This is a genomic window from Pedobacter segetis, assembly GCF_016623585.1.
Lineage (GTDB): Bacteria > Bacteroidota > Bacteroidia > Sphingobacteriales > Sphingobacteriaceae > Pseudopedobacter > Pseudopedobacter segetis.
In genome coordinates, this window is record NZ_JAEHFY010000002.1 from 87,286 (window position 1) to 112,475 (window position 25,190).

The 25,190-nt window shown below is 35.4% G+C and carries 20 protein-coding genes; 10 read left to right on the forward strand and 10 right to left on the reverse strand.

What is annotated here, in order from left to right; genetic code table 11:
* Nucleotides 1–17: 17 nt before the first annotated feature.
* Both I5M32_RS01765 and I5M32_RS01770 read right to left on the reverse strand, forming a co-directional pair.
* The gene (locus I5M32_RS01765; RefSeq protein ID WP_200584440.1) at nucleotides 18–2,474 is read right to left on the reverse strand and encodes a helix-turn-helix domain-containing protein; all 2,457 of its coding nucleotides are present in this window, start codon (nucleotides 2,472–2,474) and stop codon (nucleotides 18–20) included.
* Between the two features lie 137 nt (nucleotides 2,475–2,611).
* Nucleotides 2,612–3,280 (reverse strand): ferredoxin reductase domain-containing protein, encoded by a 669-nt coding sequence (locus tag I5M32_RS01770; RefSeq protein WP_200584442.1) that lies wholly within the window; start codon nucleotides 3,278–3,280, stop codon nucleotides 2,612–2,614.
* Nucleotides 3,281–3,471: 191 nt separating this feature from the next.
* Here I5M32_RS01770 and I5M32_RS01775 point away from each other — a divergent pair, with 191 nt between their 5' ends.
* From I5M32_RS01775 to I5M32_RS01785, 3 genes are all read left to right on the forward strand, one after another.
* Nucleotides 3,472–4,293: an SDR family oxidoreductase gene (locus tag I5M32_RS01775; protein ID WP_200584444.1), complete on the forward strand. Its 822-nt coding sequence runs from the start codon at nucleotides 3,472–3,474 to the stop codon at nucleotides 4,291–4,293.
* Nucleotides 4,294–4,305: 12 nt separating this feature from the next.
* Complete coding sequence (uxuA, locus tag I5M32_RS01780; protein WP_200584446.1) at nucleotides 4,306–5,478, forward strand: mannonate dehydratase; 1,173 nt, start codon at nucleotides 4,306–4,308, stop codon at nucleotides 5,476–5,478.
* A 275-nt stretch (nucleotides 5,479–5,753) separates the two neighbouring features.
* The gene (locus I5M32_RS01785; protein WP_200584448.1) at nucleotides 5,754–7,451 is read left to right on the forward strand and encodes a sodium/sugar symporter; all 1,698 of its coding nucleotides are present in this window, start codon (nucleotides 5,754–5,756) and stop codon (nucleotides 7,449–7,451) included.
* Between the two features lie 99 nt (nucleotides 7,452–7,550).
* On the opposite strand, the gene I5M32_RS01790 is transcribed toward I5M32_RS01785, so the two are convergent.
* From I5M32_RS01790 to tgt, 7 genes are all read right to left on the reverse strand, one after another.
* Complete coding sequence (locus I5M32_RS01790; RefSeq protein WP_200584449.1) at nucleotides 7,551–8,630, reverse strand: MBL fold metallo-hydrolase; 1,080 nt, start codon at nucleotides 8,628–8,630, stop codon at nucleotides 7,551–7,553.
* 2 nt (nucleotides 8,631–8,632) lie between these two features.
* A complete protein-coding gene (locus I5M32_RS01795) occupies nucleotides 8,633–9,517 on the reverse strand; it encodes an NAD(P)-dependent oxidoreductase (protein ID WP_200584451.1) in 885 nt (294 codons plus the stop codon).
* Between the two features lie 15 nt (nucleotides 9,518–9,532).
* Complete coding sequence (locus I5M32_RS01800) at nucleotides 9,533–9,844, reverse strand: hypothetical protein (RefSeq protein WP_200584453.1); 312 nt, start codon at nucleotides 9,842–9,844, stop codon at nucleotides 9,533–9,535.
* A gap of 4 nt (nucleotides 9,845–9,848) precedes the next feature.
* Nucleotides 9,849–12,698: a TolB-like translocation protein gene (locus I5M32_RS01805; protein WP_200584455.1), complete on the reverse strand. Its 2,850-nt coding sequence runs from the start codon at nucleotides 12,696–12,698 to the stop codon at nucleotides 9,849–9,851.
* Nucleotides 12,699–13,261: 563 nt separating this feature from the next.
* The gene (locus I5M32_RS01810) at nucleotides 13,262–14,167 is read right to left on the reverse strand and encodes a DMT family transporter (protein ID WP_200584457.1); all 906 of its coding nucleotides are present in this window, start codon (nucleotides 14,165–14,167) and stop codon (nucleotides 13,262–13,264) included.
* A 1-nt stretch (nucleotide 14,168) separates the two neighbouring features.
* Nucleotides 14,169–15,263: an LptF/LptG family permease gene (locus I5M32_RS01815; RefSeq protein ID WP_200584459.1), complete on the reverse strand. Its 1,095-nt coding sequence runs from the start codon at nucleotides 15,261–15,263 to the stop codon at nucleotides 14,169–14,171.
* Between the two features lie 22 nt (nucleotides 15,264–15,285).
* The gene (tgt, locus tag I5M32_RS01820) at nucleotides 15,286–16,416 is read right to left on the reverse strand and encodes a tRNA guanosine(34) transglycosylase Tgt (protein ID WP_200584460.1); all 1,131 of its coding nucleotides are present in this window, start codon (nucleotides 16,414–16,416) and stop codon (nucleotides 15,286–15,288) included.
* Between the two features lie 387 nt (nucleotides 16,417–16,803).
* Here tgt and ahcY point away from each other — a divergent pair, with 387 nt between their 5' ends.
* The 3 genes from ahcY (at nucleotide 16,804) to I5M32_RS01835 (ending at nucleotide 20,181) form a co-directional block, all read left to right on the forward strand.
* A complete protein-coding gene (gene ahcY, locus I5M32_RS01825; protein ID WP_200584462.1) occupies nucleotides 16,804–18,120 on the forward strand; it encodes an adenosylhomocysteinase in 1,317 nt (438 codons plus the stop codon).
* A gap of 319 nt (nucleotides 18,121–18,439) precedes the next feature.
* Nucleotides 18,440–19,633 carry an ATP-binding protein gene (locus I5M32_RS01830; protein ID WP_200584464.1) on the forward strand — a complete coding sequence of 398 codons (1,194 nt, stop codon included), beginning with the start codon at nucleotides 18,440–18,442 and terminating at the stop codon, nucleotides 19,631–19,633.
* Between the two features lie 101 nt (nucleotides 19,634–19,734).
* Nucleotides 19,735–20,181: a KTSC domain-containing protein gene (locus tag I5M32_RS01835; RefSeq protein WP_200584466.1), complete on the forward strand. Its 447-nt coding sequence runs from the start codon at nucleotides 19,735–19,737 to the stop codon at nucleotides 20,179–20,181.
* Between the two features lie 136 nt (nucleotides 20,182–20,317).
* Here the strand turns inward: I5M32_RS01835 and I5M32_RS01840 are convergent, their stop codons facing one another.
* Complete coding sequence (locus I5M32_RS01840) at nucleotides 20,318–21,130, reverse strand: SDR family NAD(P)-dependent oxidoreductase (protein WP_200584468.1); 813 nt, start codon at nucleotides 21,128–21,130, stop codon at nucleotides 20,318–20,320.
* A 100-nt stretch (nucleotides 21,131–21,230) separates the two neighbouring features.
* On the opposite strand from I5M32_RS01840, the gene I5M32_RS01845 reads away from it, so the two are divergent.
* The 4 genes from I5M32_RS01845 (at nucleotide 21,231) to selD (ending at nucleotide 25,133) form a co-directional block, all read left to right on the forward strand.
* Complete coding sequence (locus I5M32_RS01845; RefSeq protein ID WP_200584470.1) at nucleotides 21,231–21,953, forward strand: pyridoxine 5'-phosphate synthase; 723 nt, start codon at nucleotides 21,231–21,233, stop codon at nucleotides 21,951–21,953.
* A gap of 244 nt (nucleotides 21,954–22,197) precedes the next feature.
* On the forward strand, nucleotides 22,198–23,238 hold the full coding sequence (mnmH, locus tag I5M32_RS01850; RefSeq protein ID WP_200584471.1) for a tRNA 2-selenouridine(34) synthase MnmH: 1,041 nt from the start codon (nucleotides 22,198–22,200) through the stop codon (nucleotides 23,236–23,238).
* A complete protein-coding gene (locus tag I5M32_RS01855; protein ID WP_200584473.1) occupies nucleotides 23,222–24,088 on the forward strand; it encodes a hypothetical protein in 867 nt (288 codons plus the stop codon). Before mnmH ends, I5M32_RS01855 begins: the two co-directional genes overlap by 17 nt.
* 1 nt (nucleotide 24,089) lies before the next feature.
* The gene (gene selD / locus I5M32_RS01860) at nucleotides 24,090–25,133 is read left to right on the forward strand and encodes a selenide, water dikinase SelD (protein WP_200584475.1); all 1,044 of its coding nucleotides are present in this window, start codon (nucleotides 24,090–24,092) and stop codon (nucleotides 25,131–25,133) included.
* Nucleotides 25,134–25,190: the final 57 nt, after the last annotated feature.

Consider the following 25,190-nt stretch of genomic DNA (forward strand, 5'->3'; position numbering starts at 1 on the left):
AATTCATCTTCAACAATTTATTCTTTAATCTTCAAATAATTCATTACCGCTCTAATTTCATTATAAGAAATATCATCGGGCAAAGCAACCTTAACATCATTGGTGCCTTTTGGGTTGTTTTCTTCTATAAACTTGGCAATTAGATCAACTTTATCTGCATCCATAAAATCTTTTGGCACCAAATCTTGGGTTGTTATAAAATGCCCTAAATGCCCTTCAATAGTGCCAACTGTTAATGCCCTTATTTCTGCAATTTCTTTAATGCTTTTACCCTCTATAAATAAATTATAAGTTATGGTTTTGGTATCTGTTTTATCTTTTTTAACATCAATTAATTTTTGAAAAGGCGTTCTCGAAAGTTCCTTTTTATCGCAATAATCGCTAACCATAGTTAATATTTCATTACCATATTGTTTTATCTTTACCTTCCCGATCCCTTTAATGCTTTCCAATTCCTCAAAATTAGCGGGTATTTGGTTCACTATATCCGTTAAGGTTTTTTGTGGTAAGATCTGATAAACGGGCAATCCTGTTTCTGCGGCTAAATCGTCTCTCCAATTTTTAATGGTTTGATAAAGTTCGGGATGTAGAACGCCTCTTGGAGCGTTTACTTTGGTAGGCTTAGCTGCTTTTTGTTCTTTTTGGCTTTGTAGGAAATCAATTTCGGCATTGGCTTTATTCTTAAGATAGCTTAAAACTTTAAAGCCATTTTTACATAGATCCAATGATGATTTTTTAATAAAAATCTCTTTTTTCAATTGTTCTTGTGCCTCTGTTATCAACTTTTTTATCGATTTATTATCCGCATCAAAAGAAATTTCTTCCAACTGTTTTTCTAGTACCGATAAGTTATCGTTAAAATAAATACAACCTTTTTTAACCCGATCTTGCAAATCGGTATTTTCTTCTGGCAAACTTTGTTCTTGCAGTTGCGTGTTCATTTGCCTTTTAAACTTATCGGCAACAGCATAAATGCTATTTTCTGATTGTTCCCTAGCGGTATTGAGGTTATCTATAAACCCAAAGCTTATGGTATGATGGTTTTCTTCGGCCAATTTTTTTACATGGAATAAATCAGTTTTGATAGGATTAAAATCAAACAAATCGAACAGTAAACTTTGTTGGTAAGCAATTTTAGAAGCTGTTAAATGTTGCTCTGTCGGTTCGTTTTCTTTTGCCGATTTGGTATAAGTAGCAACCGTTCCGTCTGTTTTAACGCTCCCAAAAGAAATGGGGGAACTCAATACCATGCCCTCAAAACTTTTGCATCGGCTTAAAGCCACATAAACCTGCCCATGTGCAAAAGCCGCATTGGCATCAATAATGGCTTTCTCAAAAGTTAAACCTTGGCTTTTATGTATGGTTATTGCCCATGCTAATTTTAATGGATATTGCATAAAAGTACCTTGAATAATTTCTTCAATCGCTTTTGTATCAGTGTTCAATTCTGGTTTTATATTTTCCCAAACGGCTTTGCCCACGGCTATCTCTTGTAAATCATCTGGGCATTTTACAAAAATCAATTCATCTTTGATCCGAGTGATTTTCCCGATTTTCCCATTGTAAAACAATTTTTCCCTATTGCTATCGTTTTTCACAAACATCACTTGTGCGCCAACTTTTAAAATTAGCTCAAAAGCGTTTGGATAAGAATATTCTGGGAAATCGCCAGAGACCTCGGCTGTAAAAGTGTATTCTTTGGTAGATATTTCCTTTAATTTCCTTTCATTAATGGCATTTGCAGAATGGTTATGCGAACTCAGGGTAATGTAACCTTCATCTTCTGAAGGGTTAAAATTTGGAATATAACGCTGATTAAGTTTTTCTAGGGTTTCTTTATCAATGGTGTTTTCCCTAACTGCGTTCAAAATATCTATAAAATAGGTGTCTGATTGACGGTATATATGTTTTAGCTCGATGCCAACAGGGTTGCTTTCTTGTAAGGCTTTGCTATTAAAAAAATATAGGTTTGGATAATAATCTTTTAAAATTGCCCAATCATCATCTTTTACCACAGGAGAAAGCTGGTGCAAATCGCCGATCATCAATAATTGAACGCCACCGAAAGGTTTTGTGCGGTCTTTATATCTTCGTAAAACCTCGTCGATCCCGTCTAAAGTATCGGCCCTTACCATACTAATTTCATCTATAACCAAAAGATCTAAACCTTTGATCAGGTTCACTTTATCACGGTTCATTTTCCTTACGGGATTGTTTTTTGCAACTTCTTTGTTTACCGAAGCTGCTACATAAGGGCCAAATGGCATGTGGAAAAAAGAATGGATGGTACTTCCTTTTGCATTAATTGCCGCTACACCGGTTGGTGCAACAACTACTATTCTTTTTGGGCAATCTGTGCGTAAATGATGTAAAAAAGTGGTTTTTCCGGTACCTGCTTTACCCGTCAAAAAAATATTTCTATTGGTGTTTTGTACAAACTGATGTGCAAGCTGAAGTTGAGGATTGGTTTCCATAAAATGATAAATGCAAAGGATTGTGCTAAATCATAAAATTAGAAATATTTTTTGGGTTTAGGATTTGATCTAAAATTGAGGACAAAAAAAAGATGGAGAAATAAAATCCCTCCATCTAAAACTGATCAGTTTAAAAGTTATTTTTCAAACACTAAACCATCAGGCTTTGCGCCTAATTCTTTCAAAGCATTCAAAATATCTTTTGTAAATGGTTTTGGGCCACAAACGTAAAAATGTTGATCAAAATTAGAAATATGTTTTTTGAGATAGTCCTTGTCTATTCTTCCTTGCGGCAATTCTCCACCTTTTTGCTCTGTTATCACATTAGAGAATTTACCACCTAAAAGGCTTTTCAACTCTTCAAAGCAGATAATTTCATCTTCAAAATTATTAGAAAATATCAGTTTGTTGTTTCCTAATTGTCCTTTTTGGTTTAAATCTCTTAAAATCGACATAAATGGGGTAATCCCAGCCCCACCAGCAATAAAAGTGCCTTCTCCTTTGTACTCAATCGCTCCCCAAGCATCACCAATCTCAAACTCATCGCCCACGCCCACCGTCGCAATTCTTTTGGTAACGCCCTCATGTTCTGGATAGGTTTTGATGATAAATTCTAAATAATCATCTTTCGGGAGCGATGTAAAAGTAAACGGACGATCTTGATCTGCCCATTCTTCATATTGTAATTTTAGATCTGTAGCTTGGCCAGGTGTAAATTTATAATTCGCTGGTTTGTTTGTCTTAATTTTAAAGACCTTATTTACAATAGGACTGATCGCTGTTATTGTTAATTTGTAGTTTGCCATAGTATTTTTAGCTTAAAACGATACAAAAACCTTACCGCAGTTATTAACTAAACATAATCTTTTAGAGAAAAAAGGGCTAACTACTTTTTCTCTTGGGAAGGATTGCGTAATTATTTATGCCTATAAATTATAGGTTTATCTGTTTTTTATTCAATTTAACATCTCCAATTATATGTTAAAACAAATTTAAAATGAGTTTAGTAAATATTTTTAGCCTTACGGATAAAGTTGTTGTGGTAACTGGTGGCACAGGTATTTTAGGTGCTTCTTTTGTTAAGGCAATTTCTTTAGCGGGAGCAAAAGTGGCAATTTTAGGTAGAAACGCAGAGGTTGCAAATCAAAGGGCAAAAGAGATTAATGATAATGGCGGCCATGCATTGGCTGTAATTGCCGATGTATTGGATGAAAGATCTTTGATGGCCGCAAAAAATCAGATCTTAGAGAAGTATAAAAAAATTGATGGCTTGGTAAACGGTGCCGGGGGCAATATGCCCGGTGCCGTTGTTGATCCCGCTGCATCTATATTTTCTTTAGATATGGATAGCTTAAACAAGGTAATGAACCTAAACTTGTTCGGTACTGTTTTGCCAACCCAAATATTTGGGCAAGAGATAGCAAAAAATGGTAATGGAAGTATCGTAAATATATCTTCTATGGCATCGCAAAGGGCTATTACCAAAGTATTGGGTTACAGTTTGGCAAAAAGTGCCATTGATGGCTATACCAAATGGTTTTCTACCGAACTAGCCAACAGGTATGGCGATAAGATTAGGATGAACGCCATTGCACCGGGTTTTTTCTTAACAGAACAAAATCGTGATTTATTGACTAACCCTGATGGTACTTTTAAAGAAAGAGGGAATTTGGTGATCAAACAAACTCCGTTTAAACGTTTTGGCACAGCCGATGAATTAGAGGGTGCATTGGTTTGGCTATTGAGCGATGCCTCTAAATTTGTTACAGGAAGCATTATTAATGTAGATGGTGGTTTCTCTACCTTTTCTGGTGTTTAATATATTACTAACATGAATACTTTTAAGATGATCCCAACCATGCGTTGGTATGGGCCAAATGACCCGGTAAGGTTAAGCGATTTAAAACAAGCCGGATGCGTAGGCGTAGTTTCGGCTTTACACCATATCCCAAACGGAGAAGTTTGGACAATTGAAGAGATATACAAACGTAAAAAAGTGATAGAGCAAGCTGGTTTGATTTGGAATGTGGTAGAAAGTGTTCCCGTTTCAGAATCTATCAAAACCAAAACTGGCGATTATCAAAAACATTACGAAAATTATCGCCAGAGCATAAAAAACTTGGCCGAGTGCGGCATTTATACCGTTACTTATAATTTTATGCCCGTTTTAGATTGGACCCGCACCGATCTAAATTTTGAGGTTGCGGATGGTTCTAAAGCTTTAAAGTTTGAAAAAGCTGCTTTTATCGCTTTTGATTTATACATCCTTAAAAGAAAAAATGCAGGATCTGATTATAACAAAGAAGAAATTGCAAGGGCTAAAGATAGATTTGACCAAATGAGCGATGATGATAAGAAATTATTAGAAAGAAATATCATTGCTGGTTTACCGGGAAGCGAAGAGAGCTTTACCGTTCAAAAGTTTCAAGAGGCTTTAAATCCTTATGCAAATATTGATGCCAATCAATTAAGGGAAAATTTGGTGGATTTTCTTAAAGAGGTAATCCCAACAGCAGAAGAAAATAAAGTGAATATGGTCATCCATCCTGATGATCCCCCATATCCAATTTTAGGTTTGCCAAGGATAGTAAGTACACAAGCTGATATTCAATATTTAGTAGATAAAGTGCCTTCTACACATAATGGGTTATGTTTTTGTACAGGTTCTTTTGGTGTTAGGGCCGATAATAATCTGCCAGAAATGGTTAAGGCTTTCGCCGATAGGATCAACTTTTTACATTTAAGGAGTACCAAAAGAAATGAATTTGGTGATTTTTATGAGGATAACCATTTAGAAGGCGATGTTGATATGTACGCTGTTGTTAAAGAAGTGGTTAAGATGATGCAAAACCGTAAAACAGAAATACCTATGCGCCCAGATCACGGACATCAAATGTTAGATGATTTACAAAAGAAAACCAACCCAGGCTATTCTGGTATTGGAAGGTTAAGGGGTTTGGCAGAACTAAGGGGATTAGAATTGGGCGTTTCAAGATCTTTATAAATGGTAAATTATATTTTACAAAATAAATTTTAATCAAAATTTATTGGTCAATGAGTAAATCAACTATTTGAATTTCAATTAATTGATTTTTTATAGTACCTTATTTTTATTAAAGATGATAATGGAGGTTTATTTGCTTATTGTAAAAAATACACATTGTATTAAAAATTATTTTGCATATTAGCTTTTGCAAATCAAGTTAAGAACACAAAAACGCTTGTTTTTATTGATCTTGATAAGCTAAATATTATAGAACCTAACCCAATTAAAAATTAATGAAAACACTTTCAACAGCGGATTACATTGTATTCCTTGTCTATTTTGTTATAGTAGCTTCTTATGGTATCTGGATTTACCGGAAGAAAAAAAGTGCTAAAAACGATTCTAAAGATTACTTTCTGGCAGAGGGCTCGCTTACATGGTGGGCAATTGGAGCATCTTTAATAGCATCCAACATATCAGCAGAACAGTTTATCGGGATGAGCGGTTCTGGTTTTCAGATGGGATTGGCTATCTCTACTTATGAATGGATGGCATCGATTACCTTAGTTGTTGTTGCGGTATTTTTTATTCCGGTTTATTTAAAGAATAAGATTTTTACCATGCCGCAGTTCCTTCATCAAAGATATAACGGTACGGTAGCGATGATTATGGCTATATTTTGGCTGTTCTTATACATCGTAGTTAATTTATTATCTATCCTATATCTCGGAGCGGTTGCCGTAAGTGGTATCTCGGGCTTTAATATTTACGCTTGTATCATATTCTTGGCAGTTTTCGCCATCATTATTACTTTGGGCGGGATGAAAGTGATTGGTTATACAGATGTTATCCAAGTGTTTTTCCTTATTTTAGGAGGTTTGGTAGCAACTTATATAGGTTTGCAATATATCAGTGATTTATCTGGGCAAACTGGTATCACAAAAGGTTTCCACGTTTTATATACAGAAGCGAACGACCATTTTCACATGATCTTTGATAAGAGCAATCCTAATTATATGGATTTGCCAGGTTTAACCGTATTGCTAGGTGGTATGTGGATCACAAACTTAAATTATTGGGGATGTAATCAATATATTACTCAAAGGGCTTTGGGTGCAGATTTGCCAACCGCAAGAGCAGGTATTTTATTTGCCGCATTTTTAAAGCTGCTGATGCCTGTTATTGTTGTTTTACCCGGTATAGCAGCTTACTATCTTTATAAACAAGGTATGTTTCAACACGAAATGCTAGATTCTAAAGGTATTTTAGATGTGAATAAGGCTTATCCATCACTCCTAAATTTATTGCCAATTGGTATGAAAGGACTTTCGTTTGCCGCTTTAACGGCCGCAATTGTTGCTTCATTGGCAAGTAAGGCAAATAGTATAGCCACAATTTTCACTTTAGATATATATAAAAAATCCATTAACCCAGGTGCGAGCGAATCTAAATTGGTAGTTTATGGTAAAGGTACCGTAATAGTTGCAATGATCATCGGTGTTATTTTATCTTTGGTAATCGGAGAAAAGCTGATGGGCGAGGGTAAACAAGGTTTTCAATACATCCAAGAATATACCGGTTTTGTTTCCCCGGGTATTTTTGCCATGTTCATATTTGGTTTCTTCTGGAAAAAGGCCTCTTCTAATGCTGCAATGTTCGCAACTATTGGAGGGTTTATTCTTTCTATCATCTTAAAGTTTTTACCATATTATGCCAACTTAGAGTTCTTGGCATCAACTGGTTTTTCTAAAGGGGTAGCACAGCCCGGAGGAGGTTTTATTTACGAAATACCTTTTTTAGATAGGATGGGCTTTGTTTTCATATTATGTGCAATTGGTATGTACGTGATCAGTATGATAGATTATAAGAGAGGTATTACCACCCATGGTTTAGAAGTAGATAGCTCTATGTTTATTCCTAAAAAATCTTTTGCCATAGGATCGATCATCATTGTGGCAATTTTAACTGCATTATATACCATATTCTGGTAGTAAAAAGCAATTTATAAAACTTAAAAAGCTAGTTTGATTAATTTTAAACTAGCTTTTTGCTTAAAGAGCTTTTGGTATTTATGCTTATGAAGCAACGGTCTAAACTTCGGTCCACCACTTTTTAAAACTCTGGTTTTCTGTTAAACCGATAGGTTCTCCAATTTTTGGGGTCAATAAATTTACGTTTTGTTTTTCTGCCTCAGAAACGGCTCTTTCAATGGGTTCTAACCATGAATGTGTAGAGAGCGAAAACTTGCCCCAATGTACTGGTAACAGAACCTTTGCTTTCAATAATTTACTTGCTTTAATGGTTTCTTCTGGCAACATGTGTATATAAGGCCAATATTTACCATATTGCCCACACTCTAAAATGGCCAAATCAAAAGGCCCAAGTTCATTTCCGATTCTTTCAAAATGGGTATCAAAACCAGAATCACCACCTAAATATAAATTGTAGTTTTCTGTTTTTAAAGCAAAAGAACTCCATAAAGTAGTAGCCCTCTTAAATTTTCTTCCAGAAAAATGCCTTGCTGGCAAACAAGAAAACTTGAAATTTTCTACAGAAGCGGACTCGTTCCAGTTTAAACTGATTGTTTGTTCTTGAGTTGCTCCCCAAAGTTTTAAATGTGCATCTACGCCTTTAGAGGTAACTATCTTTTTTGTTTTTGCTAAAATTTTTTTAATAAACTCATAATCCAAATGGTCATAATGATCATGGGTAATTAATAAAATATCGATTTCTGGGAAATCTTCTACTTTATAATCATCGCTCATTTTAAACGGTTTCCCCATAATTGAAACGGGAGATGCCCTGTTAAAAACTGGATCGACCAATATTTTTTTTCCTTCGATATAAATCAAATAAGAGGAATGCCCAAACCAAATGATTTGTGGTTGCTCACCGGGGTTAAAATTTATTAAATCTGTTTTTATAATGGGGATGGTATTTTTTGGGACGTTATCCTTAGATCTATTTATCCATTCTTTTAAAATTTTGAAAAAAGAACCATCATCAGACATAACTTCTGTGACAGACTGATTATGGAAAACACCTTCGCTAAAATTCTGATATTCCTTAAAGTGCTTAAAATTTGGCTGCGCACCAAAAACCTCGGAATTTAAAAACGTTAAGAAAAAAAAAGCGACTATGGCTATCGCTAAACCTATGTAAATGACCATAATTAAATACCTGCATCATTAGAAACACCACCAGAAATTCCTTCTACCCAATCGTTATCGCCTTTTCCATTTGCCAAAGCACTCATCAATCTGTTATAGACCAAACTAAGCAATGGAGCCGGCATTTTTACGTCTAGGGCCATCTTTGTGGCTAAGCGGGCATCTTTAAATCCTAACTTGGCTTTAAAGCCAACTGGTTTATATTGTTTTTTTGCGATTAAAGAACCATAATTTTTATAGATAGGGGCATTAAAGACAGTCTCGCCAAAAAACTCAGCTACTTTTTCTCTATCCAAACCTTGCTTTTCTGCTAATGTAAAAGCTTCTGCCATGGTTTCCATTGAAGCCATGATCATAAAATTACCCGCTAGTTTTACAACGTTGGCAGCACCAGGCTCCTCGCCAAAATCATAAACGCCTTGGCTTAAAACTTCTAGGATAGGTTTAATTTTTTCTTTGATGAGTTTATTGCCAGAGGTGCAAATGAAAAGTTTTGCGGTTGCTGCCGCATTAGGCCTACCAAATACTGGGGCGGTTACATAATGTGTTTCTTTTTCATGGTGCAATTCGTACAATTCTCTGCTGGTTTCTGGCGAAATGGTACTCATACCAATATGTATGGCATCTTTTTTCATGATTTGTAAAAAGCCTGTTTTGCTGGTTGCCACTTCTTTTAAAGCATCATCATCAGACAGCATCGTAATAATAATATCTGCATCCTCAGTGGCTTCTATTACAGTTTGAAATTGCTCAAAATCTCCAGTGAGTTCTTGAGTTTTAGCAGCAGTTCTATTATAAACATTGATTTTATAACCTGCATTGATTAGGTTTTGGGCCATTCCTATACCCATATTCCCTAAGCCTATAAATGTTATTCTACTTTTCATAGTTTGCTTACGCCATTAATTTATATAATCATTATCCTCATCACTCAAACCTGTCGATTTTTTTGGGCTCAAATAATCTGCGTTAGCCCGATCTTCATCATCAAACGAGACTTCTTTATCAAACGAAAGCTCTTTTCTCTTTTTTCTGGGCCTGGCAACTATCACACCTATTATAAAACCGAAAAGGGTAACCACCAACATCATGATGAGTTTAGAAACATAGATTTCTTTCCATAAGAGCGTAAACATCACTTGATCGGTATTTTGCATAAAAATTACGGTAATCAGTACCGCTAATACAATGATGACAATGGTTTTGAAACTCATGGTTTTAAAGATTAAAATTTAAGATTAATTCAAATATTGGATTTTTTATGTTTTGTTGGTTGGGGATAATTACTTTTCCGCCAATATCAAAATTTGGCAAATAAAATCTTAACAAGTTCATATCCGCCCTTAACTCTGCCCCATAGGTTCTTAACCCATTTCCGTTTCCAATGTTTTCAAAATCTGTGAAAAAGCCACCTTTTATACGTTTAACGTAAGCTAAAGGGCCAATTTCCCAATCGGGATAAGCAATCGGGAAACGATAATCGATCAATAAAGTGTTAGATAGGTTTTCAATGCCGTTTAGGTTTGCATATCCGCTTGCCCTAGGTATATCGATATTGAATTGATAAGCACAAGAGTTTTCTTGCCAATTGAAACTTGCGCTCAAACTGTGGTTTGTAGCTATGCCAGGGAAATAAAATACAGACTTAAAGAATAGATTATCTCCATTTAAGGCTTTTTCAAAAGGCAGGTGTTCAAAGGTTAAGCTAAAGTTTTGCCCCCATTTTGGAGCTAAATCCCTTTCGCTGGTTCTGGTATTTAAACCCAAAGATAAACTGTATTTTAAAGGGAAATTGATGCTTTTTAAGAAACCGGGCGGAGAAAAGCTTAAATTATAACGGTTTGCGTAATAAGTTTCTATGGCTAAGGCCGAGTAAAAATTTTTGTTCAACCAGTTTGCAGAAACGGGTAAATTAACGTTTAATGCGGTATAATTCTCTCTAAAATCAAACGGCAAAATTGTTACAATTGGCCCAAAAAATTGCTTATAGTATGATAATCTAGCTCGGTTTTCATAATTGACGGTTATTTGCGGATAAAATTTCTGATAGGTTATGGATGCCCTAAATTCACTTTTATTTAAAGCATTATTGTAACGGTAACCAAATGAAGATGCCATAGTGTTTAGCTTATTGTTAGAAACCAAGTCTATACCATAATTATTGTCATTTGTGAAACCATTAGTTTCATTGATGAGTTTGGCACTATGAAAATAAAAAAGATGCCCGATTTCTTTATAGGGTTTGCTTTTAAAGGTGATATTTGGTATGCTATCAAAAACATTTGATTTGATTTCTTGAGCCAGAAGAGGTTCAAAATATTTTACGAAGGTGTTTTGCTGTTTAAATGCTTTAAACGCATCAGGGGCTTTTAAATCTACAGAGTTAATGTTGTAGCCTTTTGATTGATAATTGTTGAAAAGCAATAAACCAGAGTTTTCATTGATCGAAGGGTTATAAGCACCAAACGCTACATTGGTTAGCTCTTCTATCTCTTTTGTTTTTAAATCTAAGGCATATATGTTATCGATACCATTATAATGTGCCTTATAAACTATTTTATTCTGATAAAATATTGGCCTAGATATAATTTCTGTAGCTTGTGGGATTAGGATTTCTTGGAGGCCAGATTTGTACAAGATCAATGTTTTCCCCGCCTCATTTACCGCGGTTACAATAATCTCGTTTCCTGAAGGATCGTAACTTGGCGTTTGTAAGGTAAAGTTCTTAGGGTTTGGATAGGTTTTGATCACTTCTCCTGTCTCAGCATTTAGCTCAATTAAATTAAATATGTTTTCTGTGCTCACTTGCACCGCAACGATCTTTTTGCCATCTGATGATAGAGAAGGGGAGAAGAGCCTCGTTTTATGCGTAAGTTGCTTAAACTGATTTGTGGCAAGATCATAGGTGCAGATCACATTAAATGATCGCTGATCAAACCTAACGTCAGAACGATACTCGTCCCAGGTGATTTTATGATCGGCATAGCTTAAATTGGGTTCGGTTTGGTACCCAATTTTAATAATGTCTTTCTCTTGTTTTTCTTTGCTGATGCTGATGATTTTTGTGGTCTCGGCTTTAGAGCTTTTTATACAAATAATGTCGCCATTTTTTGCTTGGTACGGCAATAAGTAAGAAGTAGGTATTTTGCCGATTTCTCTATTGAGCAATGCGTATTTTTGAGGTTTTACCTTCTGGGTCTGTTGGCCCCAAAGGGAATCCATCTCATCCATAGTATTAAAATAAAGTTGGTGGGTACCAATGCCTCCAAATTTCTTTAAAGACGATGAAAAGTTATACGGCCTAATTGGGAGGTTTTTGATCCTTTCTAAGATTTTATCTAAAATTTGAGGTCCAAAATCCCTCCTTATTTTTGTTGTCATAAAATAACCTAATGGATAATATCCCGGAGTATAATCTTTAAAAGAACCAAAGTAATTTTTGGAATAACTATACCTTTTTTTAGATAGTTCATTTGCTCTTAAAACCAGTTCAAAATTCGGTTGTCTTCCACGGCCTGCATGGGTCAAGGCGGTTTCTATCCCAACGGCATCACCTTCAAAATACCAAGGTGGTAAATTGATGCCGAAGAGCGCTAATTTTAATTCTTCAAAAAGCGGGGCGTTAAAGTTTGGGGCTATTTTATCAAACTGTACAACATGCCTCAACTCATGAACCGCCAAACTGTTTAACCAATCTTGTGCGTCAAATTCTTGCCCAGGGATAGTGTAAAACTCAGACCTTCTCGGTGCCATCTGTACAAAGCCATTAGATGATACACCTTGGGTTTGCAATATCACAGAAATTGGCTTTGGCAGGCGCCCCAAACTTTTAGCCACATCTGGTATGATGGCGTTTAACACATTGGCCATTCTTTGGGCTTCGCTCTCAAATAGGGTAGGGTAGATGATTTGAAATTGCGGAGTATTGATTTGCTTAAATTTTACACTTGGTGGGTTTTGGGAAGCATCGAAAATCTGTGCAAAACCTTTTTGTGAAGTTATTATTGATATAAATAAGCATAATATGCTGCTTATTAATACTTTAAAATACTTTAAGCGCTTGCCCATTAATATATGCTAATATTTTTAGTTTTTTGATGATCAGAAATCATATTTTATCTTAACAAAAATTTTAAATAAAATACTTAAATAACTGATTTTAAATTATATGAATTAAATTTAAAATTTATGGTGCTTTTATTTATTTGTTGTTTTAATGTGCTAAATAACGCTATTTTTATATTTAAAGCCTACCTAGTTAAATAGCTCAATATAATATTATTTTTTAAATAAAAATGACACTAAGAGCCTGTATTTAAACAGATTTTTTAAACAAAATAAATTAGAATGTTTTTGATTTTTTTAAAGAAAATTGAGAATTATTGAGCTTGTATGTTTAGCTATAAGCTAAAAGAATAGTTAATATCTTGAGTTTCTTATAAACCAAAGAAAGCCTTTAAATAAAAAAAACAAAGTGTACATATTAAGATATAATTCTTTTTTTTAAATCAGCTTAGTGTATTTCTGTCACTTAAAATATATCTTCCGATAAGGATAATTCTGATTTGGAAACTTAATGAGATTTTTAAAAAACAAGATTCTGATTTGTAAAATCTGAACTATTTTTAATACTATACCAATGGTGGTATTTTCGCTATTTTTCTATTCTCGACTTTCTTTTTTATCACAGGGAAAAGAAAGATTGCGCATAAAATTATTAAGGCACCAACATAAAATCCTTGGGTCATTTTTTCATCTTTTCCAAAAATAAGGAGTGCCAAAACGATGGCGTAAACAGGCTCTAAATTAGTGATCAGGGCAACTCTAAAAGCGCTCAGTTCTTTCATCACAGAAACCCCGGCAACGTAAGCAACAGAGGTACAGATAATGCCCAAAATCAATAAATATATAATGTCCAAGGGTATCAATTTCATAGAAGAATTAAAGCCGCCAGAAATTAAAAGATAAAGACTTATCCAAAAAAAAGCACCTAAAAGTTCGTAAAAGCTAATGATCGGGGCTGCTCTATTTTTAACTTGTTTGGCATTGATGATAGAGAACAAGCTTGCGCAAAGCGCACTTGATAAACCCATAATGATCCCTAAGGTGTATTGGGTCTCGAACTTGAAAATAAGGTAAATACCAAAGATGATAAACAGGCCAACTATCACCTCTAATTTCGAGATTTTTGCTTTATTTAGTATGGGTTCTAATATAGCCGTAAATAAAGTAAGTGAGGATAAACAAACCATCGCTACAGAAACCGTAGAATGCTTTATTGCCCCGAAGAATAAAATCCAGTGCAAACCAACTATCGCTCCCGTAAAAAATAATTTTAAGAAGGTTTTTTTACTTACGTTGATGTCTTTTTTTTGCCATTTAAAATAAATGTAAAGTGAGGTAAAAGCTATCAACACCCTGTACCACACTAATAGGGTTTCATTGATCGTGATCAAGGCTCCTAAAATACCTGTAAAGCCCCACACAATTACCGTCAAGTGTAAAATGAGCAAGTTGCTCCGTAGATTTAATTTCATCTTACTTAGGGGCTTTTATGGCCAAAACTATGCCGAGGGTGCCAAATATCAGGTTCGGAATCAATACCGCTATTATGGGAGGTAAACCGCCCTTTAAAGCAAAAACATTAGAGAATTGTATCAATAGGATATACAGAAAGCTTAAACCGATACCAATCCCTAAGGGTAAACCAACCCCTCCTCTTACTTTTCTTGATGATAGTGCTACACCTATTAAAGTTAAAACGTAAGTGGAGAACGGATAAGACCAACGTTTATATTTTTCTAGTTCTAGATTTACCATGATCCCAGAACCTCTTATTTTTTCTTTTTCAATCTTTTGGTTTAACTCATGATAGTTCATGGCAGAATAAATGTTGTCCCTTAAATCAAAATCTATTGGCCTCATATCCAATGTGGTATCTTTCTCTGTTCCGTTTACCATTTTTTCTTTAAGGCCATTTACGTACCTAATGGTATAGTTATAGATTTTCCATTTTTTGGCTACAGAATCCCATGTGATCCTATCAGACATCAATTTCGACTTCAACTCATCTTTATCAAAATTTTCTAATGAAAAACGATAACCAGTATTAGATTTGTTCTCAAAAGATTCTATATATACATAGGTGGATTGGTCTAATTTAATATGCACATTGCTTCTGGTGGTGTTATTGTCTTTTAAGTAAGTATTCTCAAAATTTGTCATCAACCTATTGGTTTCGGGTATAATCAATTGGTTAAAAATTAGGCTAACAATAAAAATTAAGGTAGATGCTATAAAATAAGGCCTTAAAAACCTGTTAAAGCTGGCTTTTCCACACAATATGGGTACAATTTCGGTTTGATCGGCCATTTTTGCAGTAAAAAAAATAACGGCAATGAAATTGATCAAAGGCGATAAAAAGTTAAGGTAGAAAGGTATGAAACCCCCATAATATTCAAAGACGATCTGGCTTTCTGTGGCACTGCTTTTTAAAAAGTCGTCCAATTTTTCTGATATATCAAAAACAACAGAAATTACCGTAAAAATGGCCAAGGTAAACACAAATGTCCCAAGGTATTTTTTGATAATATACCAATCTATAATTTTTATATACTTATTTAGAAACTTCATTTTGCAAGCATTACCGCTAAAATTACAACTTAATGCCTAAAACCTTTACCATTTTATTTTTCCAATCGTAAAATTCTCCACTAATTATTTTCTCTCTTGCCTCGTTAACCAACCAAAGGTAAAAATGTAGGTTGTGTAATGATGCTATCTGTGCGCCCAAAATCTCTTTTGAATGTATCAAATGCCTCAAATAAGCTTTAGAATAATGTAGGTCAGAAAATAAATCGCTTTCTGCATCTATTGCCGAAAAATCGTTTTTCCATTTTTCGTTTTTGATGTTGATGATGCCGTTTCTTGTAAAAAGCATCCCGTTTCTGCCGTTGCGTGTTGGCATTACACAATCAAACATATCAATACCTAGGGCAATATTTTCTAAAAGATTTATCGGCGTACCAACGCCCATTAAATATCTAGGTTTTTCTACGGGCAAAATATTACAAACAACTTCCGTCATGGCGTACATTTCTTCGGCGGGCTCGCCAACAGAAAGCCCCCCAATGGCATTTCCTTCCCTGTTTTGTGCAGCTATAAATTCTGCCGATTTTATCCTTAGATCTTTATAAACAGATCCTTGCACAATTGGAAACAATGTTTGCGAATAATTATAATGAGGTACGGTTTCATCAAACCTATTGATACATCTTTTTAACCACCTGTGCGTCATATCAATTGATCGTCTAGCATAATGGTAATCGCATGGATAGGGCGTACATTCATCAAAGGCCATAATAATATCGGCACCAATTACCCTTTGTATATCCATCACGTTTTCTGGGGTAAAAAGATGTTTAGAACCATCTATATGTGATTTAAACGTTACGCCTTCTTCCTTGATTTTTCTCACCTCGGTTAAAGAATAAACCTGATAGCCACCGCTATCGGTTAAAATTGGTTTATCCCAACCATTAAATTTGTGTAATCCGCCAGCAAGTTTTAATGTTTCTAAACCTGGTCTTAAATATAGATGATAGGTATTTCCTAATATAATTTGGGCTTTAATATCTTCGGCCAATTCACGTTGGTGCACCCCTTTTACAGTTGCCGCTGTGCCTACGGGCATAAAAATTGGAGTTTGAATTTTCCCGTGATCTGTTATGATTTCTCCCGCCCTAGCTTTAGAATGTGGGTCTTTATTGGTTAACTTAAACTCCATTAAAAATAAAAATTTTATGAGGCTGCGAAATTAACAAAATTTGGGTTAAGAGTTGGTGGAGAATTAATTTGATTGTAAAGTTAAATAGTTAATAACAATTATTGTTTTCTGATGCTACCAATTATATTTTTTTGCGGTTAACGGTTGAAGCGGCATCCCCGCCTGTAATTCGAGCAGGCTTTTTTTGTCATCCTGATCGGAGTCGAAGGATAAGAAAAAAAGATATATCCGCCAGTTGGCGGAGTATTAAAACGCCCAAATAAATCCCTTTAACAACCCATCGATTAAATAATCTCTCAAACTGCAATTCTTAACATTCTCTTTACCATAACCGTTTGAAATACACAAGCCTATTCCTTACCTTTGCTGCTCACTAAATAATCAACTATGTCATCAGTAGAGACAACTTATGTGCCTTACAAAGTGAAGGACATTTCCCTAGCAGAATGGGGAAGAAAAGAAATTGAATTGGCAGAGGCAGAAATGCCCGGCTTAATGGCTCTAAGAGAAGAGTTTGGCGCAAGCAAACCGCTTAAAGGCGCTAGGATTGCAGGATGCTTACACATGACTATCCAAACGGCAGTTTTAATCGAAACTTTGGTAGCTCTTGGGGCCGATGTTACTTGGTCATCTTGCAACATTTTCTCTACACAAGACCATGCAGCGGCGGCAATTGCGGCTGCGGGAATCCCGGTTTATGCTTGGAAAGGCTTAAACGAACAAGAATTTGATTGGTGTATAGAGCAAACTTTATTTTTCGGTGAAAACCGTGAGCCATTGAACATGATTTTGGATGATGGAGGCGATCTTACCAATATGGTATTGGATAAATATCCTGAGTTAGCAGCTGGTATCAAAGGAATTTCTGAAGAAACCACTACAGGTGTGCTTCGTTTACACGATCGTGTTAAAAAAGGAACTTTACCTATGCCAGCGATCAACATCAACGATTCGGTAACCAAATCTAAATTCGATAACAAATATGGTTGTCGTGAGTCTTTAGTTGATGCGATCCGTAGGGCAACCGATGTGATGATGGCGGGTAAAGTAGCCGTTGTTTGTGGCTATGGCGATGTTGGCAAAGGTTCTGCAGAATCTTTAGCGAGGGCAGGCGTAAGGGTAATAGTTACAGAAATTGACCCAATTTGTGCCCTGCAAGCCGCAATGGAAGGTTACGAAGTTAAAAAACTGGCTACGGCTATCAAAGAAGCCGATATTGTGGTTACCGCAACCGGAAACAAAGACATCGTAAGGGGCGAGCATTTTGAAGCTTTAAAAGACAAAGCTATCGTTTGTAACATCGGTCATTTTGATAACGAGATTGATATGGCTTGGTTAAATAAAAACCATGGCGCATCTAAAATCGAAATTAAACCACAGGTCGATAAATATACCATCAACGGAAGTGATGTAATTGTTTTGGCAGAAGGCAGGTTGGTAAATTTGGGTTGCGCAACTGGCCACCCATCATTTGTAATGTCTAACTCATTCACCAACCAAACTTTAGCGCAAATGGAACTTTGGACAAATTCCGCTGCTTATGAAAATAAGGTTTATGTGTTACCAAAGACTTTGGATGAGAAAGTAGCCCGATTGCACTTGGCCAAAATTGGTGTAGAACTAGAAGAATTACGTAACGATCAAGCAGAATACATTGGCGTAACTGTAGAAGGTCCGTTTAAGTCTGATGCTTACAGATATTAAGTTACGAGATTTAAGTAACGAGTATCAATATTTCAAAACCGTTCTGATAATTTCAGGACGGTTTTTTTTGTTTTGGAAAAGTTAGGCTTGTGGTTTATTACTCCTGACAGTCCGGCTGTACGCACTCGCTTTTTAAAAGCTTTTTTCAAAAGCATTTAAAAGAGCTCAAACAAATGCTCCCATCCGGTTTATTTAACTTTCGTAATACTGTTAAAAAAAAATTAACCGTGAAATATTCAATTACCAATTGAATATTTCACGGTTAATAAAATATTTAACCATGAAATATTAATTTTTTATTTGAATATTTCACGGTTATATGATACATTTGGATATGTTTGGGCGTAAAGTATTAACAGATATTCTAGAACTGTTGGAAAATTTTCCATCGGTAATGCTTTATGGCCCGCGACAAATAGGGAAAACAACCATCGCAAAAAGCATAGCAGAAATATTCCCAAAAAAAACGCACTACTTCGATCTAGAAAAAGAAAGCGATGCCTTCCCTCTAAAAACCAATGCCCATGAGTTTTTGATGGCTTTGAAAGATGATCTGGTGATTTTAGACGAAGTACAACTTTATCCCCAGCTTTTATCTTTTTTACGATCTATAATCGATGAACATCGCATCCCGGGCAGGTTTATTCTACTTGGTTCCGCAGATCCGCAATTGGTAACTGGTGTATCAGAAAGTTTGGCTGGTAGGGTAATTTATAAAGAGATTAATCAAATTACATTTTTAGAGGCTACAGAACAAAATATATCCTTAGAGCAGCATTGGTTCAGGGGTGGTTTCCCCGAAGCTTTGCAACTGAAATCTGATAAAATGTGGACGGAGTGGACACAAAGTTTTATCCAAACCTATATTTATAGAGACATTAATCTATTGTTTGGTATAAATCTTAGCCCGCAAATTATCGCAAAAATGTGGAGTATGTTGGCGCATTTGAATAGTGATATAGAAAACATGCAGAATTTAGGCCGCTCTTTGGGGTTAACGGGTACAAGTGCGAAAAAATATTTAGATTATATGGAAGGTGCTTATTTGATAAGAAGATTAGCTCCGTGGCATCAAAACAATGGAAAGCGATTGGTAAAATCGCCTAAATTATATGTGCGCACTTGGGGTGTTCTACATCATTTGCTGCAAATTACATCTTACCATCAATTGCAAACCAATCCTGCTTTAGGCGCATCTTGGGAGGGTTACGTGGTAGAACAAATACATGCGGCAAAACCAAAAGAAATCGATTTGTATTATTATCGTACCCATCATGGTGCGGAAGTGGATTTGGTTTTAATTAAGGGCGTAAAGCCAATTGCTACCATAGAAATAAAATATTCTAATGCCCCGGTTTTAAGCCGTGGCTATTATGAAAGTTTGTCTGATCTAGAAACTAAAGATAATTTTGTGATTACCCCAAATTCACAAACTGTTACAACGAAAGAAGGCGTACAGGTTTTAGGTTTAGAGGCATTTTTAAAAGATGATCTTATCAACAAAATCAATTAAACAGATTTGTTTTCTTTCTGAAAATTAAAACCTTACCTTTGCGCTTTATTTTGAAAAACACTTAGAACGCACTTCGTTATTCAACAATAAAAATAATTATTATGAAGAAAATTGTTGATTATAGAAAGTTGTTAGATGTTTCAGAGAACGCTACGCTTGCAGAATTAAAATCGATATATAGAGGTTTAATGAAAACTTATCATCCAGATAAGTTCCCAGAAGGCGAGGAGAGAACAAATGCGGAAGAAACAAGTACAAAAATGATCGAAGCATATCATTTCTTGGTAAGCATCGCTCCAGAAACCCGTCAGCAATCCTTGGCGAACTATACAGAAACCATCACCAACTCTAACATCCAAGATTTTGAGTTTAAATCACAAGTTTTAACCGTAGAGTTTTTAGACGGTAATGTTTACGAATATTTTGATGTACCAAGGGCGGTTTACGTAAAATTAGTAAACGCGGATAGCAGGGGGAGATTTGCGAGAAGACATATTTTTAGTTCTTACGTTTATAGAAGCACCAGCAAATTGGTTGCAACTGCATAATTTTTTTTGCGTAAGGGATTGAAGTGAAAAGCCCGGATTATGGTTTGGAAAAACCATAAACGGACTTGTAACGCAAAGCCCGACCCCGATTTTTCTTCGGGGTTACGCCCAAAATATTTTCCACTAAAATATCTTACTATCCAAATGCAGATTCTACTGCGCCGCCATCTACCCTATAATTGCTCCCGTTAACATAACTAGCTAGATCAGAACATAAAAATGTTATAACGTTTGCTACTTCTGCAGGTGTTCCCCTTCTCTCTACAGCTATGTATGGTCTATCGGTTTTTAAGAAATAATCAACAGCTTCCTTAACCGATGTATTTCTTTTCTTAGCTAGCTCTTCCATCATCGCATCCGTCATTGGGGTTTCTATAAATGCTGGCGAAACACAATTAAATAGCAAATTATCTTTAGAATAAGCCCTTGATAAGCATTTTGTTAAATTGATGATTGCCGCTTTGCAAGCATTATAAGGGCTTTCCTCTATATAAGGTTGAAAAGCATTCTCAGAAGCAATGGTTACTACACGCCCCCATTTTCTTTCTAATAATTGTGGTAAAAAAGCTCTGCATAATCTTACCGCACCCATTAAATCAATGTCTATTGTTTTCATCCAATCGGCATCAGAAAGCGTCATGAAATCTCCAGCTGCACCTCTTGCACCCGCACAGTTAACTAAAATATCAATCCCTCCATATTCCTTTTTTACTTTTTCGGCAGCTTCATCAACTTTTACGGGATCGCTCAAATCTAATGGTAAAAGATAAACTTTGGCATCTGAAGAGGTTTTTAAAAGGTCTTTTTTGGCATTTTCCAAATCTTTCTCCTTGATGTCAGAAAGTATGATTTTTGCCCCTTCTGTGGCTAATTTTTTTGCGGTTTCTAAACCGATACCAGAATCGGCACCGGTAATTAAAGCTGTTTTGTTTTTTATTCCAAAATCCATAGTGTTGTTTTTTTATATACATCCATAAATAATGCCAGTTGAGGCCTATATTTATTATGGGGAAACAATAAGAAGATATTTTGCATTCTTATATTTGTATATGTCTAAAGCAAAACTTTCGGTAAATATTAATAAAATAGCCACTCTAAGAAATTCTAGGGGAGGTAATAATCCAGATTTGGTAAAAGTAGCATTAGATTGTGAGCGATTTGGTGCCCAAGGAATTACGGTTCACCCAAGGCCAGATGAAAGGCATATCCGTTATCAAGATGTTTATGATCTAAAAGAGAAAATTAAAACCGAATTCAATATTGAAGGTAATTGCCAAGAACATAAATTTGTTAAACTGGTTTTGGATAATTTACCGGCACAGGTAACTTTAGTGCCGGATGCCCTTGGACAGATTACTTCTAACCACGGTTGGGATACCATCAAAAATCAAAATTATCTACAAGATATCATCTCTAAATTTAAAGAAGCAAATATCAGGGTTTCGATATTTATTGACCCCAATGTAGAGATGGTAGAGGCAGCGAAAACCACCGGTACTGATAGGATTGAGCTTTATACCGAAGCTTATGCGAAGCAGTTTGAGAATAACATAGAAAAGGCAATTTTGCCTTACATTGCTGCAGCTCATAAAGCCAATGAATTGGGAATTGGGATTAACGCTGGGCATGATTTAGATCTGCATAACCTAAAATATTTTGCAGAGCATGTGCCAGGTTTATTAGAGGTAAGCATTGGTCATGCTTTAATTTCTGATGCTTTGTATCTAGGTTTAGAGAATACCATTCAACGTTATTTGTATCAATTGAAATAATTACATTTGATAAACCTGAAAAATTTGGTTTGGAATAGGAGTTCAAAGAAGAATTAAACACCAATTACAAACATATTTTAGAAAGCTCATTACACCATCATATTAAAAAGAAAAACCGATAGAATTGCTACTTAAGAAATTTCCTTTTATAATAACTTTTAGAATTGAAGAATCTATAAAATCGATTTATATCTTCCATGTTTTAAACAAAAAGAAATCCAAAACTTAAATAGGATTTTAAAAAATGGTAAAACAACTGTCCCTCCCAGAATTTTTAGAAAAAGCAAACACTACAATAATTGTTGATGTAAGAACACCCTCGGAATTTGCACATTCCCATATCCCTAATGCTGTAAATATCCCTATTTTTAGCAATGAAGAAAGAGTTTTGGTGGGTACAGCTTATAAGCAGCAAGGCCGACAAGCTGCTATTCTGCTAGGTTTTGAGTTGGTGGGTGGCAAATGGGCAGATTTTATTAAACAAGCAGAAATTCTGGCCCCTAATAAAAAAATATTGGTCCATTGCTGGCGTGGGGGAATGCGAAGCGGTGCAATGGCTTGGGCCTTTGATCTTTATGGATTTGAAGTAGCAACCTTAAAAGGGGGTTATAAATCTTTCCGTAAAAACTCGATCAAAGCTTTCGAGAAAACTTATCTTTTTAAAATTTTAAGCGGGAATACCGGCTCCGCAAAAACAGAAATCCTAAAAGAAATGAAACTTTTAGGGCAACAGGTTATTGATCTTGAGGATTTGGCACAGCACCAAGGTTCGTCTTTTGGGTCTATGGGAAAATTGGTACAACCTTCGCAAGAGCAATTTGAGAACCTTTTGGGCCAAGAACTACAAAAAATGGATTTGAGTAAAACCATTTGGCTAGAAGATGAAAGTGTAACCATTGGCAAACGGGTTATTCCAAAACCTATTTGGGAACAAATGCGAAAAGCAAACGTTATCAAAATAGAAGTCCCCAAAAAAGAAAGAATTGCATTTTTGAACCAACACTATGGTAAATTAGACCGAACATTTTTAAAAACCGCGGTATTGGGGATATCTAAACGGCTAGGGCCACTAGAAACCAAACTTACTTTGTGTGCCATAGAAGAAGGCAGAATGGAAGACTTTATTGACCAGGTTTTAGTTTATTATGATAAAACCTATTTCAAAGGATTGATAAAAAGAGAAAAAAGATCAATAAATGCGTTAAAAATCGATAAAATAAATTTTAAAGAAAACGCAAAATTTATTATTAATTTAAAAAAACTAAAGGATGAAAAAAGACGATGAACTTTTTAAAGATTTGCAAAATCTAATGGGTTCTCAAAACTTTAAGAATGAAAAGGACTTAGAAAAATTTTTTAATCAGTTTATGAGTAATGAATTAACCCAGATCAAAAACGGTAATACCATTAAGAACAATTTGGCCGAAGACATTGTACAAGAGGCTTACGGTTTAGATGAATTTGAGGCGAAGGAAGCTGCTGCTGAAGCACTTATGCTAGATGATAAATGTATTGCCGCATATGAACTACTAGCCACAATAGAAGGTAATCCTTTTATTTCCCTGGTTTTTTTAGAAAAAGCGATTGGTTTGGGAAAAGAAAAATTTGGGGGCAAATATTTAAAAGAAAACAAAGGATATTTTTGGGGATTACATGAAACACGCCCATATATGAGATGTCTGCAGGCCTATGCAGAATGTTTGTACCTAATAGGCAAAACAAAAGAAAGTATTGCGGTGCTAGAAGAAATGCTGGTTTTAAACCCTAATGACAACCAAGGGATTAGAGATTTTTTGTTACTATACTTAATTGAAGATGGGCAGCCCTTAAAATTTATTAAGTACGATAAAATGTTTGAGGAAGATACAATGGCATTTGCCAGTTTTAACAGAGCATTATTTGCGTTTAAAACTGAAGGAGACAACGAAAATTCAGTAAATAAGCTTAAACAAGCCATTAAAGAAAACAACCATATTGTTAAATTATTGTTGGCCAAAAAAGATGTTGAAGATGTGCCAAGTTCATATTCAATAGGAAGTAAAGATGAGGCCGATTTTTATACATTTTATGCTAAACCTGTTTGGCAGAATATTGAAGGGGCTTTAGATTGGTTAAGATCTAACAATAGGAAATAAAATGGAAGAAATTAAACTTACCAGGTATTCACATGGCGCAGGTTGTGGCTGCAAAATATCTCCGGCTGTTTTAGATAAAATATTACATAGCAAAATTAAGTGCGAAGCAGATAAAAACCTTTTGGTTGGTAACGGCACCCGTGATGATGCAGCTGTTTATGATCTGGGGAATGGAACGGCCTTAATATCTACAACAGATTTTTTTATGCCTATTGTGGACGATGCTTTCGATTTTGGGAGGATAGCCTCCGCAAACGCAATTTCTGATGTTTATGCAATGGGAGGGAAGCCTGTTTTGGCCATAGCGATATTGGGTTGGCCGATAGATAAATTACCTCCAGAAGTTGCACAAAATGTTTTGGAAGGCGCAAGGTCTATCTGTGCCGAGGCAGGGATAGCCCTTGCTGGCGGCCATAGCATTGATTGCCCGGAGCCGGTTTTTGGCTTGGCAGTAAATGGGATTGTGGATATTAAAAACCTAAAACAAAATTCTACGGCTGTTGCCAGATGCAAACTTTATCTAACCAAAAAACTGGGGGTAGGTATCTTAACAACCTCCCAAAAGAAAGGTATTTTGAAAACTGAACATACCGATATTGCCCCAAGATCAATGTCGAAGTTGAATAAAATTGGCGAATTGTTTGGGAAATTGGATTATGTAAAAGCCATGACAGATGTTACCGGTTTTGGGTTATTGGGGCATCTTTCAGAAATGTGCGAAGGAAGTAACTTGCAAGCAGAGATTGATTTTGATAAAGTACCGAAATTGAAAGTTATCGATCAATATTTAGCCCAAAAGGCAATCCCGGGAGGCACAAATAGAAATTGGGATAGTTACGGACATAAGATTGGTAAAATTACCGAAAGGCAAAAGCATATTTTGGCAGATCCACAAACTAGCGGTGGATTATTGGTGGCTATCGATTCAAATTTTTCTGAACAATTTGAATCTCTGCTTAGATTAAATAAAATTGATGATGATTGTTGTATTTCTTTTGGCAAACTTAAAGAAAGAGATAGGGATAAACTTATTGAAGTAATTTAACAGTTTTAAAAAGTTAAACCTAAAAGCATCGTTTTTGCAAATGCCAAATCATTAAAA